Genomic DNA, 17,559 nt, shown 5'->3' on the forward strand with positions numbered 1-17,559 from the left:
TGACGAGCAGACAGGTTCTGCCGCTTCGGGACCCCTCCCGGCCGAATCGGACCACAATGCTCGCCGGACACGTTGGTCTGCGAGACACATGAGGCTGTATGAGTGAGCCGCGGATGGAACGGCTGGCTGCCGGGGTCAGGGATGGATCCAAATGGTTCGGGGCGCGGCGACGGAAGAAGGCGGCTGAGGAGTTGGCCGCGCTCGGTACGGCCGCAGCCGTGGCCGTGCTCGCCGAAGTGTTCGTGCACGGCGACGATCCGGTCGTGGCCGAGATCGCGCGCGCTGCCGTGATGGCCGTATCGGAGCCGGACGCGATAGACGCCGTCGCGGACGCCCTCGTCTCGACCGGCGACAGCCGCCTCGCCGAACTGCTCGCGAAGGCGGGCCGGAGTCCCTCGGATCCCGGGCGGCATGCCCTGGTGCTGTTCCTGGCCGGGGAGTTCGACAGGTACGCCGAACTCGACTACGACGGGAGCCTGCTGCGGGGCGTCCATGCCGGGGCCGGGGAGGCGCTGCGCCGCCAGTTGGCCAAGAAGGCGCGTGCCGGCGGGCGGCTGGAGTGGGTACGGGTGGTCGCCGAAGGGGCCGCGCGCCGCACCGGGCCGCTGTCCGAGGTCGAGTGGGATGCGGCGGTCCAGACGCTGATGGGCGCCCAGCGGTGGGAGGAGCTGTGGCGGCTGGCGCTCGACGCCCCGGTGTCGCGGGCGGCACCGGTCATCCCAATGGTGGAGGGCGTCTGGCAGCCGACCGACGGCGGCGGCGACGGCTTCGCCGAACTGCTGCGGCTGGCGAGGCGCGCCAGGGCCGTGGAACTCCCTGTCACGAGCCCGTTCGGCAAGCGACGGGCACAGGTCATCGAGACGGCCCACGACATCCAGTGCCTGACCGTGACCCGTGACGGGAAACTGGTCGTCAGCGGCGGGAGCAGGGGGTACTCACAGCGGTGGGAGGTTCCCACGGGAGCGCACTTGGGCGTGCTCGCGACGGACTCGAACCGCGTACTGACGATGGCGACCACTCCTGATGGAAAGCTGCTGGTCACGGGCGATCAGGGCGGAGGTATCAGGCTCTGGAGAATGCCCTATGGCTATCCGGCCGGGGAGTACTCCCACACCATGGCCAAGCGCAACAAGGTGCTCGGCAGCAATCTCCTCGCCCTCGCCCTCTCCCCGGACGCCACCCTCCTGGCCAGCAGCGGCTACGGCCCGAACGTACAGCTGTGGCGCCTGAACTCGGGCCGGCTGACCCCGACCACTACCCTGCGCGCGGACGCGCTCTGGATCCCCTGCCTGGCCATCACTCCGGACGGGAAGCTGCTCATCAGCGGGGGCCAGAAAGGGAATGTGCGGCTGTGGCAATTGCCGGACGGTGCTCACGTCCGCACCCTCGAGGGTCATACCGACCATGTCGGCTCCCTGGCCGTCACCCCGGACGGCTCGCTGCTGGCCAGCGGCGGTTACGACGGCACCGTCAGGCTGTGGCATCTGCCCTCGGGGAAGCCCGCGGGCGTGCTCAGGGGGCACACGGAACTCATCCGGGCGCTGGCCATGACACCGGACGGCAAGCTGCTCGCAAGTGCCGGTCAGGACAGCGTCGTACGGCTCTGGCACCTGCCCTCCGGCACACCGGCCGGGGAACTCCACGGCCACACGGGCATCGTCGAAGCCCTGGCCGTCAGCCTGGACGGCTCACTGCTGGTCAGCGGATCGAGCAACGGGCGCATGCTCTGGTGGACCCGCAAGCTGTCGAACCTCGACACCCTGGTCCGTACGCCCCTCGCCGAGGTGGACCCCGCCCGGATACGTCAACTGGCAAATCTCTCCGGAGAGTTCACCCAGGCCGAGCGCGCGTGGTTCGATCTGATCGCCGCCATCGTGCGGTGGCGTCACCGGCACGACGTCGAACTCCTCGACGCGTCGTACGACGACCAGGCCGCACCTCACGACGTGGAGCTGGCCGACGACGAGACCCCCCAAGGCCCCGGCCGGAGTTCCGGCCGGCCGGGGCGCAAACGGAAGCGCAAGGGGAAGGGGAGGCGATGAGCATCATGGCCAGGGCCGCCCAGGTGCTGCGCAGGCTGCTCCCGGGACGGACGGAGCAAACCCTGCGCCTCCAGCGTCAGTTGAGGGAAGCCCGCCTCGAAGTCGCAGAGCGCGACAGGACCGTCGAGCGGCTGCGGGCCGAGCTCGCGCGGGCCCGCGACGGCGCGGAAGAGGGCGCCCGGCAGCGGACCCGGGCCGATCTGGAGCAGCTGGTCACGACGATCGGCTCACCCCTCGTGCAGTTGTCGACGCAGGCGCATCTGCACCGCTCGGGCAGCGCTCAGGTGCGTACGGGCGACGTCGTCGAGGTCGGCACCCGGCTGCTGCGACTGCTGCGTGACGAGGGCGTCGACACCATCGGCGAGGTGGGCGAGACGCAGCCGTTCGACCCGGACCGGCACGAGTCACTGAGTGCGACAGCGGCGCCCGTGCCCGGAGAGCCGGTGCTGATCCGGGTGGTCGGCCTGTCCCTGGAGGGCCGGACCGTACGCAAGGCGGGTGTCGACATCCCCGACGGGAGAAGCGGGAAGGACGAGACAGAAGCCGCAGGCGAGAGAGAGGGGCGCTGATGGCGGGCCGGCTGGGTATCGACTTCGGTACGAGCAACACCGTCGCCGCCGTCTGGGACGAGGCGTCAGGCGAGAGCGTGACCGTCCGCATTCCCGACTACGGGCGGCTGCTCGGCCATGGCGCCCACCGGGTGCCGGTGGTGCCGTCGGTGATCCACTACGCCGAGGACGGGCGGCAGTTGCTGGGCGACCAGGTGCTGTCGGCCGGCAAGTACCACGCGGCGGGCACCTTCCGCTGGATGAAGCGCTACATCTCCAACCGCAGCCCGCAGAAGATAGCCGTGGGCGGGCGGAAGGTGTCGCATGACGAAGCCGGCCGCGACTTCCTGTCCACGGTGCTGGCCTTCGCGGCCGTCGAGGCGGGCACCCAGGGCGAGGAGATCGCGCTGACCGCGCCGGTCGAGTCGTTCGAGCACTACGAGGACTGGCTCGCCGAGGCGGCCGAGACGGCGGGCATGCCCCGCTTCCGGCTGATCGACGAGCCCTCCGCGGCCGTGCTCGGCTATGGCGCGCACATCCGGCCCGGCCATGCGTACCTGATGTTCGACTTCGGCGGCGGCACGGTCCAGGCGGCCGTCGTACGTGTACAGGACGAGGACGACCGGGCGAGCTCCGGCCGCCAGTGCCGGGTCCTGGGCAAGGCGGGCGACGACATCGGCGGGTCCACCATCGACCAGTGGATCTACGAGGAACTCCTCGCCCGCTGCGAACGCCACGACAGCGACGAGGACGTACGCCGCCTCAGCCGGGCCCTGCTGGTGGAGTGCGAGCGTGCCAAGGAGGCGCTGTCGGAGCCGGGCCGCGAACGGGCCGAGATCAGCGTCATGAACCCGGACACCGGCGCCGTACTCGGCATCGAGCTGATCCGCAGCGGCGCGGAACCCGCGGGCGAGCGTGTGGTGTCGTTCGAGGACTTGCTGGACCGGCGGGATCTGTACGCCCGTATCGACCGCGTCGTACGCCGCGCACTGCGCGCGGCGGCCACCCGCGGCTACGACGAGGACGACCTGGCCGCGGTGCTGATGGTCGGTGGCAGCAGCCTGATCCCGTCCGTACGCCGGACCCTTGAGCGTATCTTCGGTCGTGAACGGGTGCTCAGCGACCAGCCGTTGGACGCGGTGGCGCGTGGCGCGGCGGCCTTCGCGGCGGGGACGGACTTCTACGACCACATCCAGCACGACTACGCGGTGCGCTGGTTCGACCGGAAGAGCGGGCGCTACGAGTACCGGACCTGCGTGAAGGCCGGTACGGCCTACCCGACCACCGAGCCGGTGCACACGATGACGGTGCGCGCGACCCAGGACGGGCAGCGTGAACTCGGCCTCGCCATCTACGAACTCGCCGGCCGGCGCCACGACGGCACCACCGGTGGGGGCGGCGGTACGGAGCTGGTGTGCGACCCCTCGGGCGCCTGGCGGGTCCGGGAGATCTCGGCCGAGGACGACGACACCCGTAACCGGTTCTGGCTCAACGAACAGAGCCCGATGTTCCTGCACGCCAAGCCGCCCGCGTCCGCCGGGCAGGCACGGTTTCGCGTGGAGTTCGGCATCGATGCCAACAAGCGGCTGCTGCTGACCGCGCACGATCTGGTCAGTGGGCGGGTCACCCACCGGGACTACCCCGTGGTCAAGCTGACGTAGGGATCAGGGACAGGGAGAGGGCACATGGAGTTGCAGGAAGTCGAGGTGTTCATCGCACCGGACGGCACCACCAGGATCGAGGTGCGCGGAGTCGCCGGGGCGGGCTGCCTCGACCTCACCGAGGACCTGGAGAAGGCACTCGGCGGACAGGTCGTGGAACGCGAAATCACCGCCGAGGCCCAGGAGTTGCTCCAGAAGCGGATCGACGAGCGGCTGCGGCGCGGGCCGGGTTCATGAGCCGACCGCAACGGGGGCAGCCACAGCGGGGCCTGCGGCTGCACGGCTTCGAGCCGTACAGCGCCGCCAACGGTCCCGGCACCCGGGCGGTGATCTGGGTGCAGGGCTGCACTCTCGGCTGCCCCGGGTGCTTCAACCCCGGGACCCATGAACGAGGCGGCCAAGAGACGCCCGTGGACGAGCTGTTCGAGCGCATCCGGGGCCTCGGTGACCGTATCGAGGGGGTGACGATCAGCGGCGGCGAACCGCTCCAGCAGCGCGAGCCGGTACTGCGGCTGCTGGCCCGCATCCGCGCCGAAACCGCCCTGTCGGCCGTCCTGTTCACCGGATACCGCTGGTCGGAGGTGACCCGTATGCCGGACGCGGAGGCCCTGTTGGGCAGCGTCGACGTGCTGCTCGCCGGACGGTACGAGCCCGGGCAGCGCATCGCCCGGGGCCTTCGGGGCTCCGCCAACAAGACGGTGCATCTGTTCGGCGACCGGTACGCACTGCACGATCTCGAGGCGGTACCGGACGCGGAGGTGGTCATCCACCCCGACGGGCGGCTCACCTTCACCGGCATCGACCCGCTCACCACTCCCCCGGCCCCGTCAGGTCCGGCTGGTCCGCCAGGTCCGAGAGATCGACATCAGGCATTCGACATCGAGGTAGGCGAGTGAAGAACGACCATGGCCGCATGAGTTTTGACAAGAACGGCCGCCAAAGTGCCGCCGCGCACGGCCAGTTGACCTTCGAGGCGGAACTCGACCTGTTCCTGCGGGCCCGCTACACGCTCGTGGTGGTCGTCACGCTCGAAGAGGAGCGCGCGCTCCAGGCGATCGCCGAGGTCTGCGAACGCGGACGGCGTCCCTGCCTCGCCTGGGATCTGGCGGACGGATTCGAGGTGCTCAGCGGCAAGCCCGGCAACCTGCCCACCGCGAAGGATCCGCTGAGCGTGATCGAGCAGGTGGAGAAGGCCGACGGCGACATCACCTTCGTACTGAAGGATTTCCACGACTGCTGGTCCAACGCCCAGGTGAAGCGGAAGTTGCGCAACACGGCGCAGCGGCTGAAGTTCACCCGTAAGTCCATCGTCGTCATCTCGCCGACCCGCACGGTCCCCGAGGAGCTCAAGAACGAGACGGAGGTCCTGGAACTCCCGCTGCCCGACAGCCGACAGCTGGACGGCGTGCTCGGCGGGCTCACCAAGACCCCTGGCATCAAGGTCGATCTGACGCCGGGCGGGCGGGAGAAGCTGGGGCAGGCGGCCCTGGGCATGACCGCCGCGCAGGCCGGGCGCGCGTACGCCAAGTCCATCGTCCGTGACGGCGCGCTGGACGACCGGCACATCGAGGCCGTCGTACGGGAGAAGAAGGAGGTCATCCGGGAGAGCGAGGCGCTGGAGTTCTATCCGGTGCATGAGACCCCGGACGACGTGGGCGGTCTCGACGTGCTCAAGCAGTGGCTGCGGCTGCGGGAGCGCGCCTTCACCCAGGAGGCCCGGGACTACGGACTGCCGGCGCCCAAGGGCATGGCGCTGATCGGCATCCCGGGCACCGGCAAGAGTCTGACCGCCAAGATGATCGGCGGACTGTGGCGGCTGCCGCTGCTGCGTCTGGACGTCGGCGCCCTGTTCGGCTCGCTGGTCGGCGAGGCGGAGGAACGCACCCGCCGGGCACTGCGCCTTGCCGAGACGGTGGCGCCGTGCGTGGTGTGGATCGACGAGATGGAGAAGGCGCTCGCGCACGGCGGCGGCGACTCGGGCACCAGCACCCGTGTGTTCGGCACGATCCTGACGTGGATGCAGGAGAAGACGGCGCCCTGCTTCGTGGTCGGCACCGCGAACGACGTCTCCAGCCTGCCGCCGGAGGTGCTCCGCAAGGGCCGTTTCGACGAGATCTTCTTCCTCGAGCTGCCCACCGCCGAGGAACGCGCCGAGATCTTCTCCGTACACCTGCGCAAGCGGCGCCGGCTGCCCAGCGACTTCGACATCGCGACGCTGGCCGCGCGGTCCGAGGGGTACGTGGGCGCCGAGATCGAGCAGACGATCGTGGACGCGATGTACGTCGGCTTCCACCAGGACCGCGAGTTCACCACTGACGACATCCTCGCCGCGCTCGCCCGCCAGGTGCCGCTGTCGGTGTCCCAGCGGGAGACCATCGGGGCGCTGCGGGCCTGGATGCGGGAGGGGCGCGCACAGTCGGCGTCGTTTGACGAAGCGGTCGAGGCGGAACGGCAGTTCGTGGTCCCGCTCGAACCGCTGGGTCCCTGAGGCAACCCCTGGGTCCCCTGAAGGGCGGCCAACTCCCCGACCACCTGCCGATGTTCACTTCCCGGAGGCCCCCATGTCGCACTTCACCACCATGACCACCCAGATCACCGACCCGGAAGCCCTGCGTGCCGCGCTCGCGGACGTCGGCTACGGGAACGTGGAAGTCCACGACGCCCCCCAGCCGCTGTACGGCTACCAGGGCGACCAGCGCGCCGACCGCGCCCATGTCATCGTCCGCCGCGCACACATCGGCGGGTCCTCCAACGACATCGGCTTCCGGCACCAGGAGGACGGCCGCTACCTGGCGGTGATCAGCGAATACGACCGCCGCAAGCACGACGAAACCTGGCTGGGAAAGGTGACCGCCCGCCACGCCTACCACCTCACGGCCAGCACCCTGGAGGCCCAGGGCTTCAGCATGGCCGAGGAGACGGTGGAGCGGGACGGGACGGTCAGGATGGTCCTGCGGCGGTTCCAGTGAGCGTGAGTCAGACGGTCGAGGAAGTCACACGGTCGGCTCGAGGGGCTCGATCGGCTTGAGCTCCGGGAGGTCCGGCAGGGTCGGAATGTCGGGGTATCCCGGGTAGCTGCTCTCGCTCACGACGTACGTGCAGTTGGTGTACGTGTAGCCGGGATCGATGCTCATGCCGTCGGCCTCGTTCGTCACGTCCCCCGCGTCCGCGTCGGCGTACTTGATGAGGGTGTGGTAGTTGCCGGCGGGCAGGTTGAGGTAGTCGGTCGGGTAGGCGATGCTGCTGTTCGAGCAGGCGTCGCTCTGGGCCTCCGAATAGCTGGAGTACTCGGTGCAGTCGCCGCAGGCCGCGAGGGTGATGCGGCCGGTGACCGGGCCGGTGTACAGGAACTCGACCGCCGTCGGGGCGTCGTTGCTGATCTCCAGGGGCATCTTGGCGCCGCCCGGACTGCGGGACGGCGGAAGCTTCCGGCCCGCCTCGGGCCGCTCCTCGGCGATCTCCGCGGCGATGGCGATCTGCCGGGCACGCTTCGCGTTCTTGTTGTCCTCGTACTTGTCGGCGAAGGCGTTGAGCGTCACGGCCGCCGCGCCGAACTTGTCGTCCTCGAACTCGTCGACCCCGCAGGCGTAGGCGCCGGACTCCACCGCGTTGACGGCGTCCGTGCGCAGCCCGTCGCCGGGGCTGCCCGCGGGCAGGTCGACCATGGTCTGGCTGATGGCCTGCAACTCCTTGCTGGCCGGGCACGGGTCGTTGCCCTTCAGCGCCTTGGACTGGTTCGCGATCTCCGCGCTGACGGCCGGTTCGACCTTGGCGGCCTGCGGCGAGTCGGGGAACGTACGCAGGAGGTCGGCCAGTGCGCCGCCGTTCGCCTTCGCTTGGGTCACGGCGTCGGCGCCGAGGTTCGTGACGCCGCACTCGTAGAGCGAGGTGGCGAGGGGCTCCTCGGGCCAGTCGGCGAGCGAGCCGAGCCGCTGCTTGCCCATCGTGTCGGGCAGCTTCCACAGATACCGCAGAGGTTCCAGCGCCTCGCAGTACTCCTTCTCCCGGTAGGGCGCGGCGACGGTGTCGTAGTACCGGTCGAGGCTGTCGGGGATGCGCTGTGCCGCGCGGGTGCCGGGATGGTCGTCGCCGAGCGCACGGTAGGCCTTCAGCGCCCGCTCGTAGTCCTGCTTGGCCTCGGCGAAGCCGCCGTCCCGCTGGGAGGCGGCGGTGACCAGCCGGTCCGTCTTCGCGAGCCGGTCGAGGAGCATCTGCTGGTACGCCTCTTCCCGCGCCGCCTCGTACCCCACCGCGCTCCCGGCCGGCACGGCGAGCAGCACGAGCCCGAGCCCGGCGGCGACCGTCGACCGCCATGGCAACGTCACCCGCGTACGGCGCGCCAGCCACGCCCCGTGGGCCGCGGCCAGCACCAGTACGAGGCCGTACCCCCACACCACCCCGCCCGGCACCCCGTCCGGGTCGGCGGGCAGCGCGGCCACCAGCAGCCAGCCGGTCGCGATCCAGCACAGGGCGGCCTGCGGCCAGCGCTGCAGGAGCACATACCCGAGCCCGAGCCCGGAGAGGTTGAACAGCCCGGCCGCTGCGGCCCGCCAGGGGTCCGGGGGCGCGGCGTCCTCGGGCTCGTCCTCCGGCAGCGTGTAGGTCAACCACTCGGAGGTCGGCGGGACGGGCGGTGGGCTGTCGGGGAGCGGGGGCGGGGGCGGGGGTGACGACGGGGGCTCGGGCGGTGGCGGAGGTACGTCCGGCGGAGGCGGCGCGGACGGCGCGGACTCGGGCGACGACGGACGTACGTCAGGTGCGGAGGACGACGGAGGTTCGGGCGGTGACGGAGGTACGTCCGGCAGAGGCGGCGCGGACGGCGGAGGCGACGAAGGCGGCGGCGTGGACCCCGGCTCCGGCCCGCTGCCCGACGGCTCTCCCGTGCCTCCGATACCCGACGGCTCTTCGGACCCACTCATACCGACTCACTCCCCCAACTGCCGTACGGACAGGACATCTTGCTCATTTACAGGTCCCCCATGTTCCCGCAGGTGGCTGGGGAGGGGTCCCGAACGTACGGAAGAAATACTGAACGGAAGGTGACGGTGCGATCACTCTCGCGCATGCCGCCGAGCGCACACCCGAACCCCCCGGTCGATAATCGGTGCATGGCACCCCCGTACCGCCGCCTGCTCGCCGATGTGCTCGCCGCGGGCGCCCCCTATCCGCTCGCACTCACCGGCGGGTACGCCGTGCAGGCGCACGGGCTGGTCGAGCGGCTCAGCCAGGACCTGGAGTTCGCCACCGAGAGCCCCGAGGCCTTGGAGAAGATCGCCGCCGATGTGGGCTCGGCGCTGGAGGAACGGGGCTGGGAGGTAAGGGCATTGGAGGCGGAACCGCTCGCCGCACGGCTGATGGTCGCCGAGCCGGGCGCGGGCGAGGAGTGCGAGGTCGACCTGTACAAGGAAGCCCTCTGGCATCCGCCCGTACAGACCGAGTACGGACTGACCCTCTCCCTCGAAGACGTCGTCGGAACCAAGGTCCGCGCCCTGGCCGACCGCGGCCTCGCCCGTGACCTCGTCGACGTACGCGCCGCCACGGACCGCTGGAGCCGCCCCGAACTCGAGGAACTGGGCCGCCGCCACGCCCCCGACACCTTCGACCTCACCGATCTCCAGACCCGCCTGGTCGGCGCGGAGTTGATCGACGACAGGGAGTTCGCCGCCTACGGACTCGACGGCCGGGCGATCACAGACCTGCGCCGGTGGGCTCAGGAGTGGGCGGACGACATCGCGGAGCGGCTCATGGAGATGGACGTCCCGGAAGACACCTGACCGAGGCCCGTCGGCCGACTGCGACACTGAAGAGCGAACCGGCGGTACGCGAGCCGCCGACTTCACCATCCACTGGGGGACTTCAACATGGCACTGTTCGGAAACGCCCACACCGTCGATCCGGGGAAGGCCCAGCACGACTACGCGCGGCTGCTCGGGCAGGACGAGCAGGTGTACGCCGCGTACCTGCTGATCCGCGACACCATCCTCTTCACCGACCGCCGCCTCATCCTCATCGACAAGCAGGGCATCACCGGCAAGAAGACGGAGTACCACTCCGTCCCGTACCGCAGCATCACCCACTTCTCCGTCGAGACCGCCGGCCACTTCGACCTCGACGCCGAGCTGAAGATCTGGATCTCCGGCACCCCGGCGCCGATCGAGAAGACCTTCACCAAGGGCGTCGACATCTACGAAGTCCAGGCGATCCTCACGCAGTTCGTGGCGCGCTAAGGGCTGCGCTTCAGGCTGACGATCACCGATCTGCTCGTGGCACTGCCGTCATGGGCAGCTTCGGCGGAACCGACGCCGAGGATCTTGTCGGTCCCAGGGACCGCCGCGATGGCGTTCAGCCGGAGCGACTGCTGTGAGCCGGCCTCGATCCAGTCGGCGCTCGGCAGCTCTGACAGCGAGATCCCTTCGCAGTTGCCGCCCCCGGTGAGGTACCGGCCGGCACTGAGGACCACCCCGTGCTCACCGTCGCGGACCCAGCGGCCGCGATCGGAACACGCCCCCTTCGAGTTCGGCAGCTTGATCCAGCCGGTGCCGTTCCAGCGCGACCGGATGGCCTCCGGTAGGGGGTCGCCTTCGTCGTCCTCGGGGATGGAGGTGAGGTCGCCGTAGACACGTATGTCGTCCTTCGCCAGCGCGACGACCTCGGTGAAGTAGGCCAGCTGCTCGGGCGCCGGGACCGAGTAGTGGTACTCCGGCGTCGGTACGGGCTTCCAGGCGCGGCCGTCCCAGTGCACGGTGGCGGGCTGGGCGCCCGGCGACCCCAGGCCCTCGTCGGGACCGTGCGGGTAGTGGTAGCCGACCGCCCACAGGTCGTCGGAGGCGACGCCGTCGAGTGAGGTGACGGAGACGGGCAGGTCCATGGCAGTCCAGCGGGCGCCGTCCCAGTGGGACGCGCCGGCCTCGCCATCGAGGACCCAGATGTCGTCCGCTGCGAAAGCCCGCACATCAGCCACCGGGTGGCCGTCGGGCAGCTCGGGCAGCGCCGTCCAACGCGTGCCGTCCCAGCGGGCCATGTGCGGCGCTCCCCCCTCCTCCATGCTCACCGTGAGCAGGATGCCGCTGGCGCCCACAGCGTCGAGGCGCACATGCTCGAAGAGGCTGCTGCCGAACGACGCCGGCATGGGACGCCGCTGCCATCCGGTGCCGTCGTCGTGCAGGAGGAAGCTGTCGCCCGCCACCCAGATGTCGTCGGCGGCGGTCGCCATCACGTCGTTCAGCTCGCCCGTCTCTTCGAAGACCTTGTCGTACTTCCAGGCCATACCGGAGTCGATCACGGCGCGAAGGCCTGCCACGGTGACGAACAGGAGCAGCATCGCGGCGAGCGCCATGTTGACCTTGAGCATGCGCATGTTCACGTACGGGTAGAGCGATACGGCAGCGCAACAGTTGCACCCTTTACGCTTTCTGCACCTAAGGTCGGCCCTCCTGGCTCGATGCCCATCTCGTCGGGTACAGGGGGCGGCCGGCCGCGGATCCCGTCACCGCCGCCGTCGTCCGGGCCGGTCTCGGCAAGGCGTGGATCGCCGACTTCCTCACGCCGACCCCGACCGGAGAGCCGGAGGACTTTGACACGGAAGTCGCGCGTACGGGAGGCGTCCCCCGAAGCCGCCCACGCCCACGTCGCCGTGGCCTTGGGCGGCGGCCCGCTGCCGCGCATCCTCGAAGACCGCGACGACCTGCAGGCCCGTGCCGCCGACCTGCTCCAGTACATCTGGGCCGAAGCCGTACGCCCCTACTGGGACCGGCGGCGACGCGTACTCGAAGCCGATGTCGTCGCCCGCACCGCCCAGTTGAGCCAGGGCGGCTGGGCCGCCGCGCTGGACGCCATGCGGCCGGGCATGCGCTGGCTCGGCCAGAACCGGCTCCAGGTCAACCTGCACGAATACCCGCCGCGCGAGATCTCCGGTGCCGAACTCTTCTTCGTGCCGGTCACGCCCCAGCGGCACGGCTGGGTGTCCTGGGAGGAGCCACACCGGTACGCGGTCGTGTACCCGTGCTCGGGCGCGCTGGCCGGGGGCGAGCCGGCCGCCGCGCCCGAGAGCCTCAACAGGCTGCTCGGGCCCGCACGGGCGGGCGTACTCGCGCTACTCAAGTCACCCTTGAGTACGAGCCAGTTGGTGGCCGTCACGGGGCACGGACTCGGCTCCGTCGGCCGCCACCTGAAGATCCTGCTCGATTCCGGGCTCGTCCAACGGCGGCGGGCGGGACGGTCGGTGCTCTACTACCGGACACCGGCGGGCGAGGTTCTCGTCAAAGCGGGTCTTCGAAGTTGAGCACCTGCTTCTGATCCCCGGCTCTGATTAGCCTTGAGTCCTACGCCGGCGTGATGTCCGAGCGCGCCTGACGGGCCGGGGAGGGGAACCGAGGTCGACGAGGAAGCCGACGCAGTGAGCTGCGAGCAGTCCGCGCACGACATGGCCGCTCGAATAGCGCGCCTGGCGCAGACTGAGCCCGGGTGCTTGGGCCTGCCCGAGCAGACGCCGGCACCTTCACCACCGGATGCCAGGGTTCGGTTACTGGGGCAGGGAGAGAGCTATACGGCCTGGCGCCTCGACGCCGACGGACATCCTCCTCTGGTCGTCCGGGTCGCACGCCGGGCTCCCGAGGATCTGCCCAGGCCGATGAGCAAGGAATTCGCCGCTCTCCCCTTCCTTCCCGACGGCATCGGCCCCTCGGCCGTGCTCCTGGAACAGGCACGCGACAACCCTCTGGGGTCTCCCTACATGGTGTGCGGTTACGTTGCCGGCCGGGTGCTCCAGCCCGCAGAGTGGAACGACGGCCTTCTGGCCGCACACGCCCGCCAGATGAGCAGGCTCCACGCCAGGACCTTCGACCGGTGCGGTGACGTCGGCGCACCGGCGGAGGAACAGGCCACGCATCTGTCACTGACCCACCTGTTCACCACCAGCCTCGCCTGGTGGTGCGAGACATTCCCGCACGTGGTCGACGACCCGGAGGTCAGCCGGCTGATCCCCGGCGTGGAAGCCTTCGTGGCGTCGGCGGAACCCGCCTTCCGGCGCCTGGAGCGGTTCACCCTCATCCACGGCGACCTCGTGGTTCCCAACATCCTGGTCGACGACGCAGGCACGCCACGTTACGTGGACTGGGAATGGGTCGAGATCGGCGACCCGGCAAAGGACCTGGCTTACATCGGTGGCTACGTACCGGCTCCGCCGTGGTACCTGCCGCTGGACCGTACAAGGATCCGCCGGTTACTGGAGAGCTATCTGCGGCACGCCCCCGACGCCTGCGACGAGACGCTGGACAGTCTTGAGACGCGCCGCGCCGCGTGGGAGGTGTACGAGCGGTTCTTCTCCTCCCTGCACTTCCGCACCCGCCGCAACACCCCCCAGGACCTGCAGACCGGTCTCTATACCCACACGGTCGCCCAGCTCACAGCCGGCCTCCGCCACCGCCTCGCCCCGTCGTGATCCAGCCCTCGAAACCGCCGCGGGCCCGAGCTCTCCGTGAGCCCGCTCGGCTTCGACCTCCCGTCAAAGCCGCGCAGCACCCGTCACCGACATCACCAGCGAGTACAGCGACGTCGTGGCCGTGATGAACATGCGGTTGTTCTTCGGGCCGCCGAACGCGATGTTGGAGACCGTCTCGGGGATCAGCAGGCGGCCGATGAGGGTGCCGTCGGGGTCGTAGCAGTGGACGCCGTCGTCGCAGGCGGCCACCCACAGGCGGCCCTCGTCGTCGAAGCGGATGTTGTCGAAGACCCCGCCGCCGGGGCGGCACTCGGCGAAGACCTTGCCCTCGCCGAGCGTGCCGTTGTCGTGGACGTCGAAGACCCGGACCTGGTTGAGGCGGGTGTCGGAGACGTACAGCTGCCGTTCGTCAGGGGAGAGTACGAGCCCGTTCGGGCCGCGGAAGCCGTCGGCGGCCAGGGTCACGGAGCCTGTGGCGGGGTCGAGGCGGTAGACGTTGCAGGCGCCGATCTCGCTCTCCGCCCGGTGTCCCTCGTAGTCGCTGACGATCCCGAAGTCGGGGTCGGAGAAGTAGATCGTGCCGTCGGACCGTACGACGGCGTCGTTCGGGCTGTTGAGCCGCTTGCCGTCGTAACGGTCGGCCAGGACCGTCACCCGCCCGTCGTGCTCGGTGCGCGTCACCCGCCGGTTGCCCTGCTCGCACGAGACGAGGCGGCCCTGGCGGTCGACGGTGTTGCCGTTGCTGTTGCCGGCCGGTGTGCGGAAGACGCCGACCGTGCCCGTCGTCTCGTCCCAGCGCAGGAGGCGGTCGTTGGGGATGTCGCTCCAGATCAGCTGGCGCCAGGCGGGGAGGTACAGCGGGCCCTCGGCCCAGCGGCAGTCGTCGTACAGGCGCTCCAGGCGCACGTCCCCGAGCGTGCAGCGGCCGGTGCGGAAGCGGTCGTCGAGTGTCTCGTAGATCCCATTCACTCTCGTCACGCGGGCGACCTTACCCAGCGCCGTTAGCATCCGGACATGACCAATAACGAGTCGGACCAGACGAATTCCAATTCCGTGTACGACGTCGACATCGCGTCCCTCCAGGGCGGCTCCGCCGATCTGGGCCAGTACAAGGGCAAGGCCGTACTCATCGTGAACGTGGCCTCCAGGTGCGGCCTCACTCCGCAGTACGCGGGCCTTGAGCAGTTGCACGAGCGGTACGCCGCGCAGGGCTTCACCGTGCTCGGGGTGCCCTGCAACCAGTTCATGGGCCAGGAGCCCGGCACGTCCGAGGAGATCGCGGAGTTCTGCTCCGCGACGTACGGCGTGACGTTCCCGATGACCGAGAAGGTCGAGGTGAACGGGGAGGGCAGGCACGCGCTGTACGAGCGGCTCGTGCCGACCGAGGACGCCGAGGGCCACAGCGGCGACATCCGCTGGAACTTCGAGAAGTTCCTCCTCGGCCGCGACGGCACGGTCCTCGCCCGCTTCTCGCCTCAGACGGAGCCGGAGTCCGCGGAGGTCGTGGCGGCAGTGGAGAAGGCTGTCGCGTAACGCCGCTTGACCGACCCCGCCTGCGGCTCCGCCGCACGGGCGCGCCCTAGGAGCACGGGCTCACGGGCGCGCCCCTCAGGGCGCGGGGCGGTGACGTTGTGCGGCTCCGCCGCGTGGGTGCGACCGGCCCACACCGGACCCGCACACATTCACCGGAACTGCGGAGCAATACCCCCAACCCCGAGGAGCGATTCCCGCAGCTCCTCGGGGCACCCCGTGCCCCGAGGCAGCTGGTACCGCGCCGCCAGGCGATAGGTACCGGCCCGCGGAGCCACCAGCTCCGTCCACTCGTCCCCCTTCGCGTCCTCCTCCGCCTCCATCAGACACCCCGCGACGTTCTCAAACGTCTTCGGAGCGTCCTCGTCGACCTCCCGCAGCCGCTCGGACTCCTCCGTCTCCTGCGGGGGCGTGACGCTCTTGCCCTCGGCGTCGACGAGACCGAGCCACGGCGAGTAGGGCACGCGTATCAGAACCCGCCCCGCCTCCCTCACCTTGATCGTCATCTCGTCCTGCCCGGCCCGCTCGACGACGGCGGGCGGGTCGGCGAGCGGCGTGGGATCGGTGACCTTGAAGAGCTGCCAGTTCGCGTCGCCCCAGACCTGCGTCAGATAGGGCTGACCGCGCTGCACAAGCTCGCGTTCGCGCTCGCCGCCGTCCCCGTCGGGCTCGTCCTTGGGCAGGACGACGTAGTGGACGGCCCAGCGCTTGAGCCACTCGTGGTAGTTGGCGGAGTTCAGGGTGTCGTCGTAGAAGAGCGGGTTGCGCTCCATGTCTGCCTGCCGGTTCCAGCCGCGGGCGAGGTTCACATACGGCGCGAGCGCGGACGCCTCACGGTGCGAGCGGGCCGGTACGACCTCCACGCGGCCCTTCTCGGCGTTGACCTCCTGCAGCCGGTCGACGATGGGGGCGAGCTCACGCGCCCAGGATGCGGCGGGCGTCGCGTTGACGGTGTCGTCCACCGCTTTGAAGCCGATCCACGCGACGAACCCCGCGGAGGCCACGACAAGCGCGTACCACCTGCGCGAGCGCGGCATCGTGAACGGCAGCGCCGCCAGCAGTACGACACCCGCGAACAGCATCGCAAGCCGCGTGATGTTGGACCCGATCTGCGAGCTGATCAACCAGACGAGGACGACGGAGAGCCCGTACACCCCGGCCGTGATCCGGACCGTCTTCCACTCCCTGGGCACGAGGAAGTAGACGAAGCCCGAGAACAGGAAGGGCAGGACGACCGACCCGAACAGCATCGGCTGCGTACCGGAGAACGGGAACAGCCACGCCGAGACGCCCACGACGGCGGCGGGGGCGAGGCCCAGCGCGTACGCGCCCGGGCGCCGCTTCTGCAGGAACAGCGCCACGGCGACCAGCCCCACGAAGAGCCCCGCCACGGGCGACGCGGCGGTCGCGATCGCGGCGAGCGGAGCGGCGCACAGGGCCTTGGCCCAGCGTTTGTAGCGCCAGCGGTGGGGCCAGCAGAAGACGACGGCGGTCGCGCCCAGCGCGAAGACCATGCCGAGACCGAAGGTCACGCGGCCGGACACGGCGTTGCAGAAGAGCGCGAACACTCCGATGAGCACGGGCCCTCGCAGATCCCGTACGGCCCTGCTGCGCATGAGGATCAGCGTGAGCAGGCCCGCGGAGACCGTCCCCGCGATCATCATCGTCGGCCGCACACCGAGCACCGACATCAGATACGGGGACACGACGCTGTACGAGACGGGGTGCATGCCCCCGTACCAGGCGAGGTTGTACGCCGAGCCCGGGTGCCTCCCGACGAACTCCGCCCAGGCGTCCTGCGCCGCGAGGTCGCCACCGCTGTTGGCGAACGTGAAGAACCAGACGACGTGCAGCACACCGGCGAGGGCGGTGGCGAGGGTGGCGGGGTGGCGGAGGAAGCGTACGAAGGAGGTGGGGGGCGCGAGGGTCTCGTCCGCCTCACGACTGTGTTGTGCTGCACGGCTGTCGTCATGGGACTCGTCGCGGGCCTCTTGACGGGCTTCGCGGGTGCCGTCGTGGGCCTCGTCGCTGCCGTCGTCGCGGGCCTCTCGACGCGCGTCACGGTCGCCGTCGCGCGCGTCATCGCCGCCGTCGTGGGTCTCGTCGCGGCCGTCCGCCTCCCGCGCACGCTCGTCTATTCGCGAGCCGGGTCCTACTCGGCTCGGCTCGGCGTCTTCGGCGTGCGTCGGCTCCGCTGTCGCCACGTAAAAGGCACTCCCCGTGTCCCATTGTTCGCTCTCGGCCGGACCCCGCGACCGGCGAGCTGCCCCGATCCTTGCGACGCTAGCACGCACCCCGCCGCGGGTCGCCCGGGCGGGATACGGCACGTACGTCGCGCT

At 70.2% G+C, this 17,559-nt stretch carries 15 protein-coding genes and 1 pseudogene; 12 read left to right on the forward strand and 4 right to left on the reverse strand.

The window, feature by feature from the left end; genetic code table 11:
* The first annotated feature begins 98 nt into the window (after positions 1 to 98).
* From ACGFNK_RS06125 to ACGFNK_RS06155, 7 genes are all read left to right on the forward strand, one after another.
* The gene (locus ACGFNK_RS06125) at positions 99 to 2,042 is read left to right on the forward strand and encodes a WD40 repeat domain-containing protein (RefSeq protein WP_393412440.1); all 1,944 of its coding nucleotides are present in this window, start codon (positions 99 to 101) and stop codon (positions 2,040 to 2,042) included.
* The gene (locus ACGFNK_RS06130; RefSeq protein ID WP_393412442.1) at positions 2,039 to 2,611 is read left to right on the forward strand and encodes a hypothetical protein; all 573 of its coding nucleotides are present in this window, start codon (positions 2,039 to 2,041) and stop codon (positions 2,609 to 2,611) included. The genes ACGFNK_RS06125 and ACGFNK_RS06130 overlap by 4 nt, the downstream gene beginning before the upstream one ends.
* Positions 2,611 to 4,251 (forward strand): Hsp70 family protein, encoded by a 1,641-nt coding sequence (locus ACGFNK_RS06135; protein ID WP_393412444.1) that lies wholly within the window; start codon positions 2,611 to 2,613, stop codon positions 4,249 to 4,251. The genes ACGFNK_RS06130 and ACGFNK_RS06135 overlap by 1 nt, the downstream gene beginning before the upstream one ends.
* A 24-nt stretch (positions 4,252 to 4,275) precedes the next feature.
* Positions 4,276 to 4,488, forward strand: a complete 213-nt coding sequence (locus ACGFNK_RS06140) for a DUF2997 domain-containing protein (protein ID WP_393412446.1) — start codon at positions 4,276 to 4,278, stop codon at positions 4,486 to 4,488.
* Positions 4,485 to 5,147, forward strand: a complete 663-nt coding sequence (locus tag ACGFNK_RS06145) for a 4Fe-4S single cluster domain-containing protein (RefSeq protein ID WP_393412448.1) — start codon at positions 4,485 to 4,487, stop codon at positions 5,145 to 5,147. Before ACGFNK_RS06140 ends, ACGFNK_RS06145 begins: the two co-directional genes overlap by 4 nt.
* A 17-nt stretch (positions 5,148 to 5,164) precedes the next feature.
* Positions 5,165 to 6,739 carry an AAA family ATPase gene (locus ACGFNK_RS06150; protein WP_393412450.1) on the forward strand — a complete coding sequence of 525 codons (1,575 nt, stop codon included), beginning with the start codon at positions 5,165 to 5,167 and terminating at the stop codon, positions 6,737 to 6,739.
* 73 nt (positions 6,740 to 6,812) lie between these two features.
* Positions 6,813 to 7,220 carry a DUF1257 domain-containing protein gene (locus ACGFNK_RS06155; RefSeq protein ID WP_393412452.1) on the forward strand — a complete coding sequence of 136 codons (408 nt, stop codon included), beginning with the start codon at positions 6,813 to 6,815 and terminating at the stop codon, positions 7,218 to 7,220.
* 24 nt (positions 7,221 to 7,244) lie between these two features.
* Here the strand turns inward: ACGFNK_RS06155 and ACGFNK_RS06160 are convergent, their stop codons facing one another.
* Positions 7,245 to 8,858 carry a hypothetical protein gene (locus ACGFNK_RS06160; protein ID WP_393412454.1) on the reverse strand — a complete coding sequence of 538 codons (1,614 nt, stop codon included), beginning with the start codon at positions 8,856 to 8,858 and terminating at the stop codon, positions 7,245 to 7,247.
* Between the two features lie 501 nt (positions 8,859 to 9,359).
* Between ACGFNK_RS06160 and ACGFNK_RS06165 the strand changes: the two genes are divergently transcribed.
* Both ACGFNK_RS06165 and ACGFNK_RS06170 read left to right on the forward strand, forming a co-directional pair.
* Positions 9,360 to 10,025, forward strand: a complete 666-nt coding sequence (locus tag ACGFNK_RS06165; RefSeq protein ID WP_393412456.1) for a nucleotidyl transferase AbiEii/AbiGii toxin family protein — start codon at positions 9,360 to 9,362, stop codon at positions 10,023 to 10,025.
* An 87-nt stretch (positions 10,026 to 10,112) separates the two neighbouring features.
* The gene (locus ACGFNK_RS06170; protein ID WP_393412458.1) at positions 10,113 to 10,478 is read left to right on the forward strand and encodes a PH domain-containing protein; all 366 of its coding nucleotides are present in this window, start codon (positions 10,113 to 10,115) and stop codon (positions 10,476 to 10,478) included.
* Here the strand turns inward: ACGFNK_RS06170 and ACGFNK_RS06175 are convergent.
* Entirely contained in the window at positions 10,475 to 11,602 is a 1,128-nt protein-coding gene (locus tag ACGFNK_RS06175) for a hypothetical protein (RefSeq protein ID WP_393412460.1), read from the reverse strand. The two genes, ACGFNK_RS06170 and ACGFNK_RS06175, sit on opposite strands and share 4 nt — an antisense overlap.
* Positions 11,603 to 11,673: 71 nt before the next feature.
* Here ACGFNK_RS06175 and ACGFNK_RS06180 point away from each other — a divergent pair.
* Together ACGFNK_RS06180 and ACGFNK_RS06185 are read left to right on the forward strand one after the other, a co-directional pair.
* Positions 11,674 to 12,532, forward strand: a pseudogene (locus ACGFNK_RS06180) (ArsR/SmtB family transcription factor); the annotation flags it as partial.
* A 141-nt stretch (positions 12,533 to 12,673) separates the two neighbouring features.
* Positions 12,674 to 13,690, forward strand: a complete 1,017-nt coding sequence (locus ACGFNK_RS06185; RefSeq protein ID WP_393413253.1) for a phosphotransferase family protein — start codon at positions 12,674 to 12,676, stop codon at positions 13,688 to 13,690.
* 63 nt (positions 13,691 to 13,753) lie between these two features.
* Here ACGFNK_RS06185 and ACGFNK_RS06190 read toward each other — a convergent pair whose 3' ends face one another.
* Complete coding sequence (locus tag ACGFNK_RS06190) at positions 13,754 to 14,668, reverse strand: SMP-30/gluconolactonase/LRE family protein (protein WP_393412462.1); 915 nt, start codon at positions 14,666 to 14,668, stop codon at positions 13,754 to 13,756.
* A gap of 36 nt (positions 14,669 to 14,704) precedes the next feature.
* Here ACGFNK_RS06190 and ACGFNK_RS06195 point away from each other — a divergent pair, with 36 nt between their 5' ends.
* Complete coding sequence (locus tag ACGFNK_RS06195; protein ID WP_386336764.1) at positions 14,705 to 15,223, forward strand: glutathione peroxidase; 519 nt, start codon at positions 14,705 to 14,707, stop codon at positions 15,221 to 15,223.
* Between the two features lie 149 nt (positions 15,224 to 15,372).
* On the opposite strand, the gene ACGFNK_RS06200 is transcribed toward ACGFNK_RS06195, so the two are convergent.
* Positions 15,373 to 17,424, reverse strand: a complete 2,052-nt coding sequence (locus ACGFNK_RS06200) for an MFS transporter (RefSeq protein WP_393412464.1) — start codon at positions 17,422 to 17,424, stop codon at positions 15,373 to 15,375.
* Positions 17,425 to 17,559: the final 135 nt, after the last annotated feature.

Origin of the sequence: Streptomyces sp. NPDC048825 (genome assembly GCF_043198355.1) — a bacterium.
GTDB classification, from domain to species: Bacteria; Actinomycetota; Actinomycetes; order Streptomycetales; family Streptomycetaceae; genus Streptomyces; species Streptomyces xiangluensis.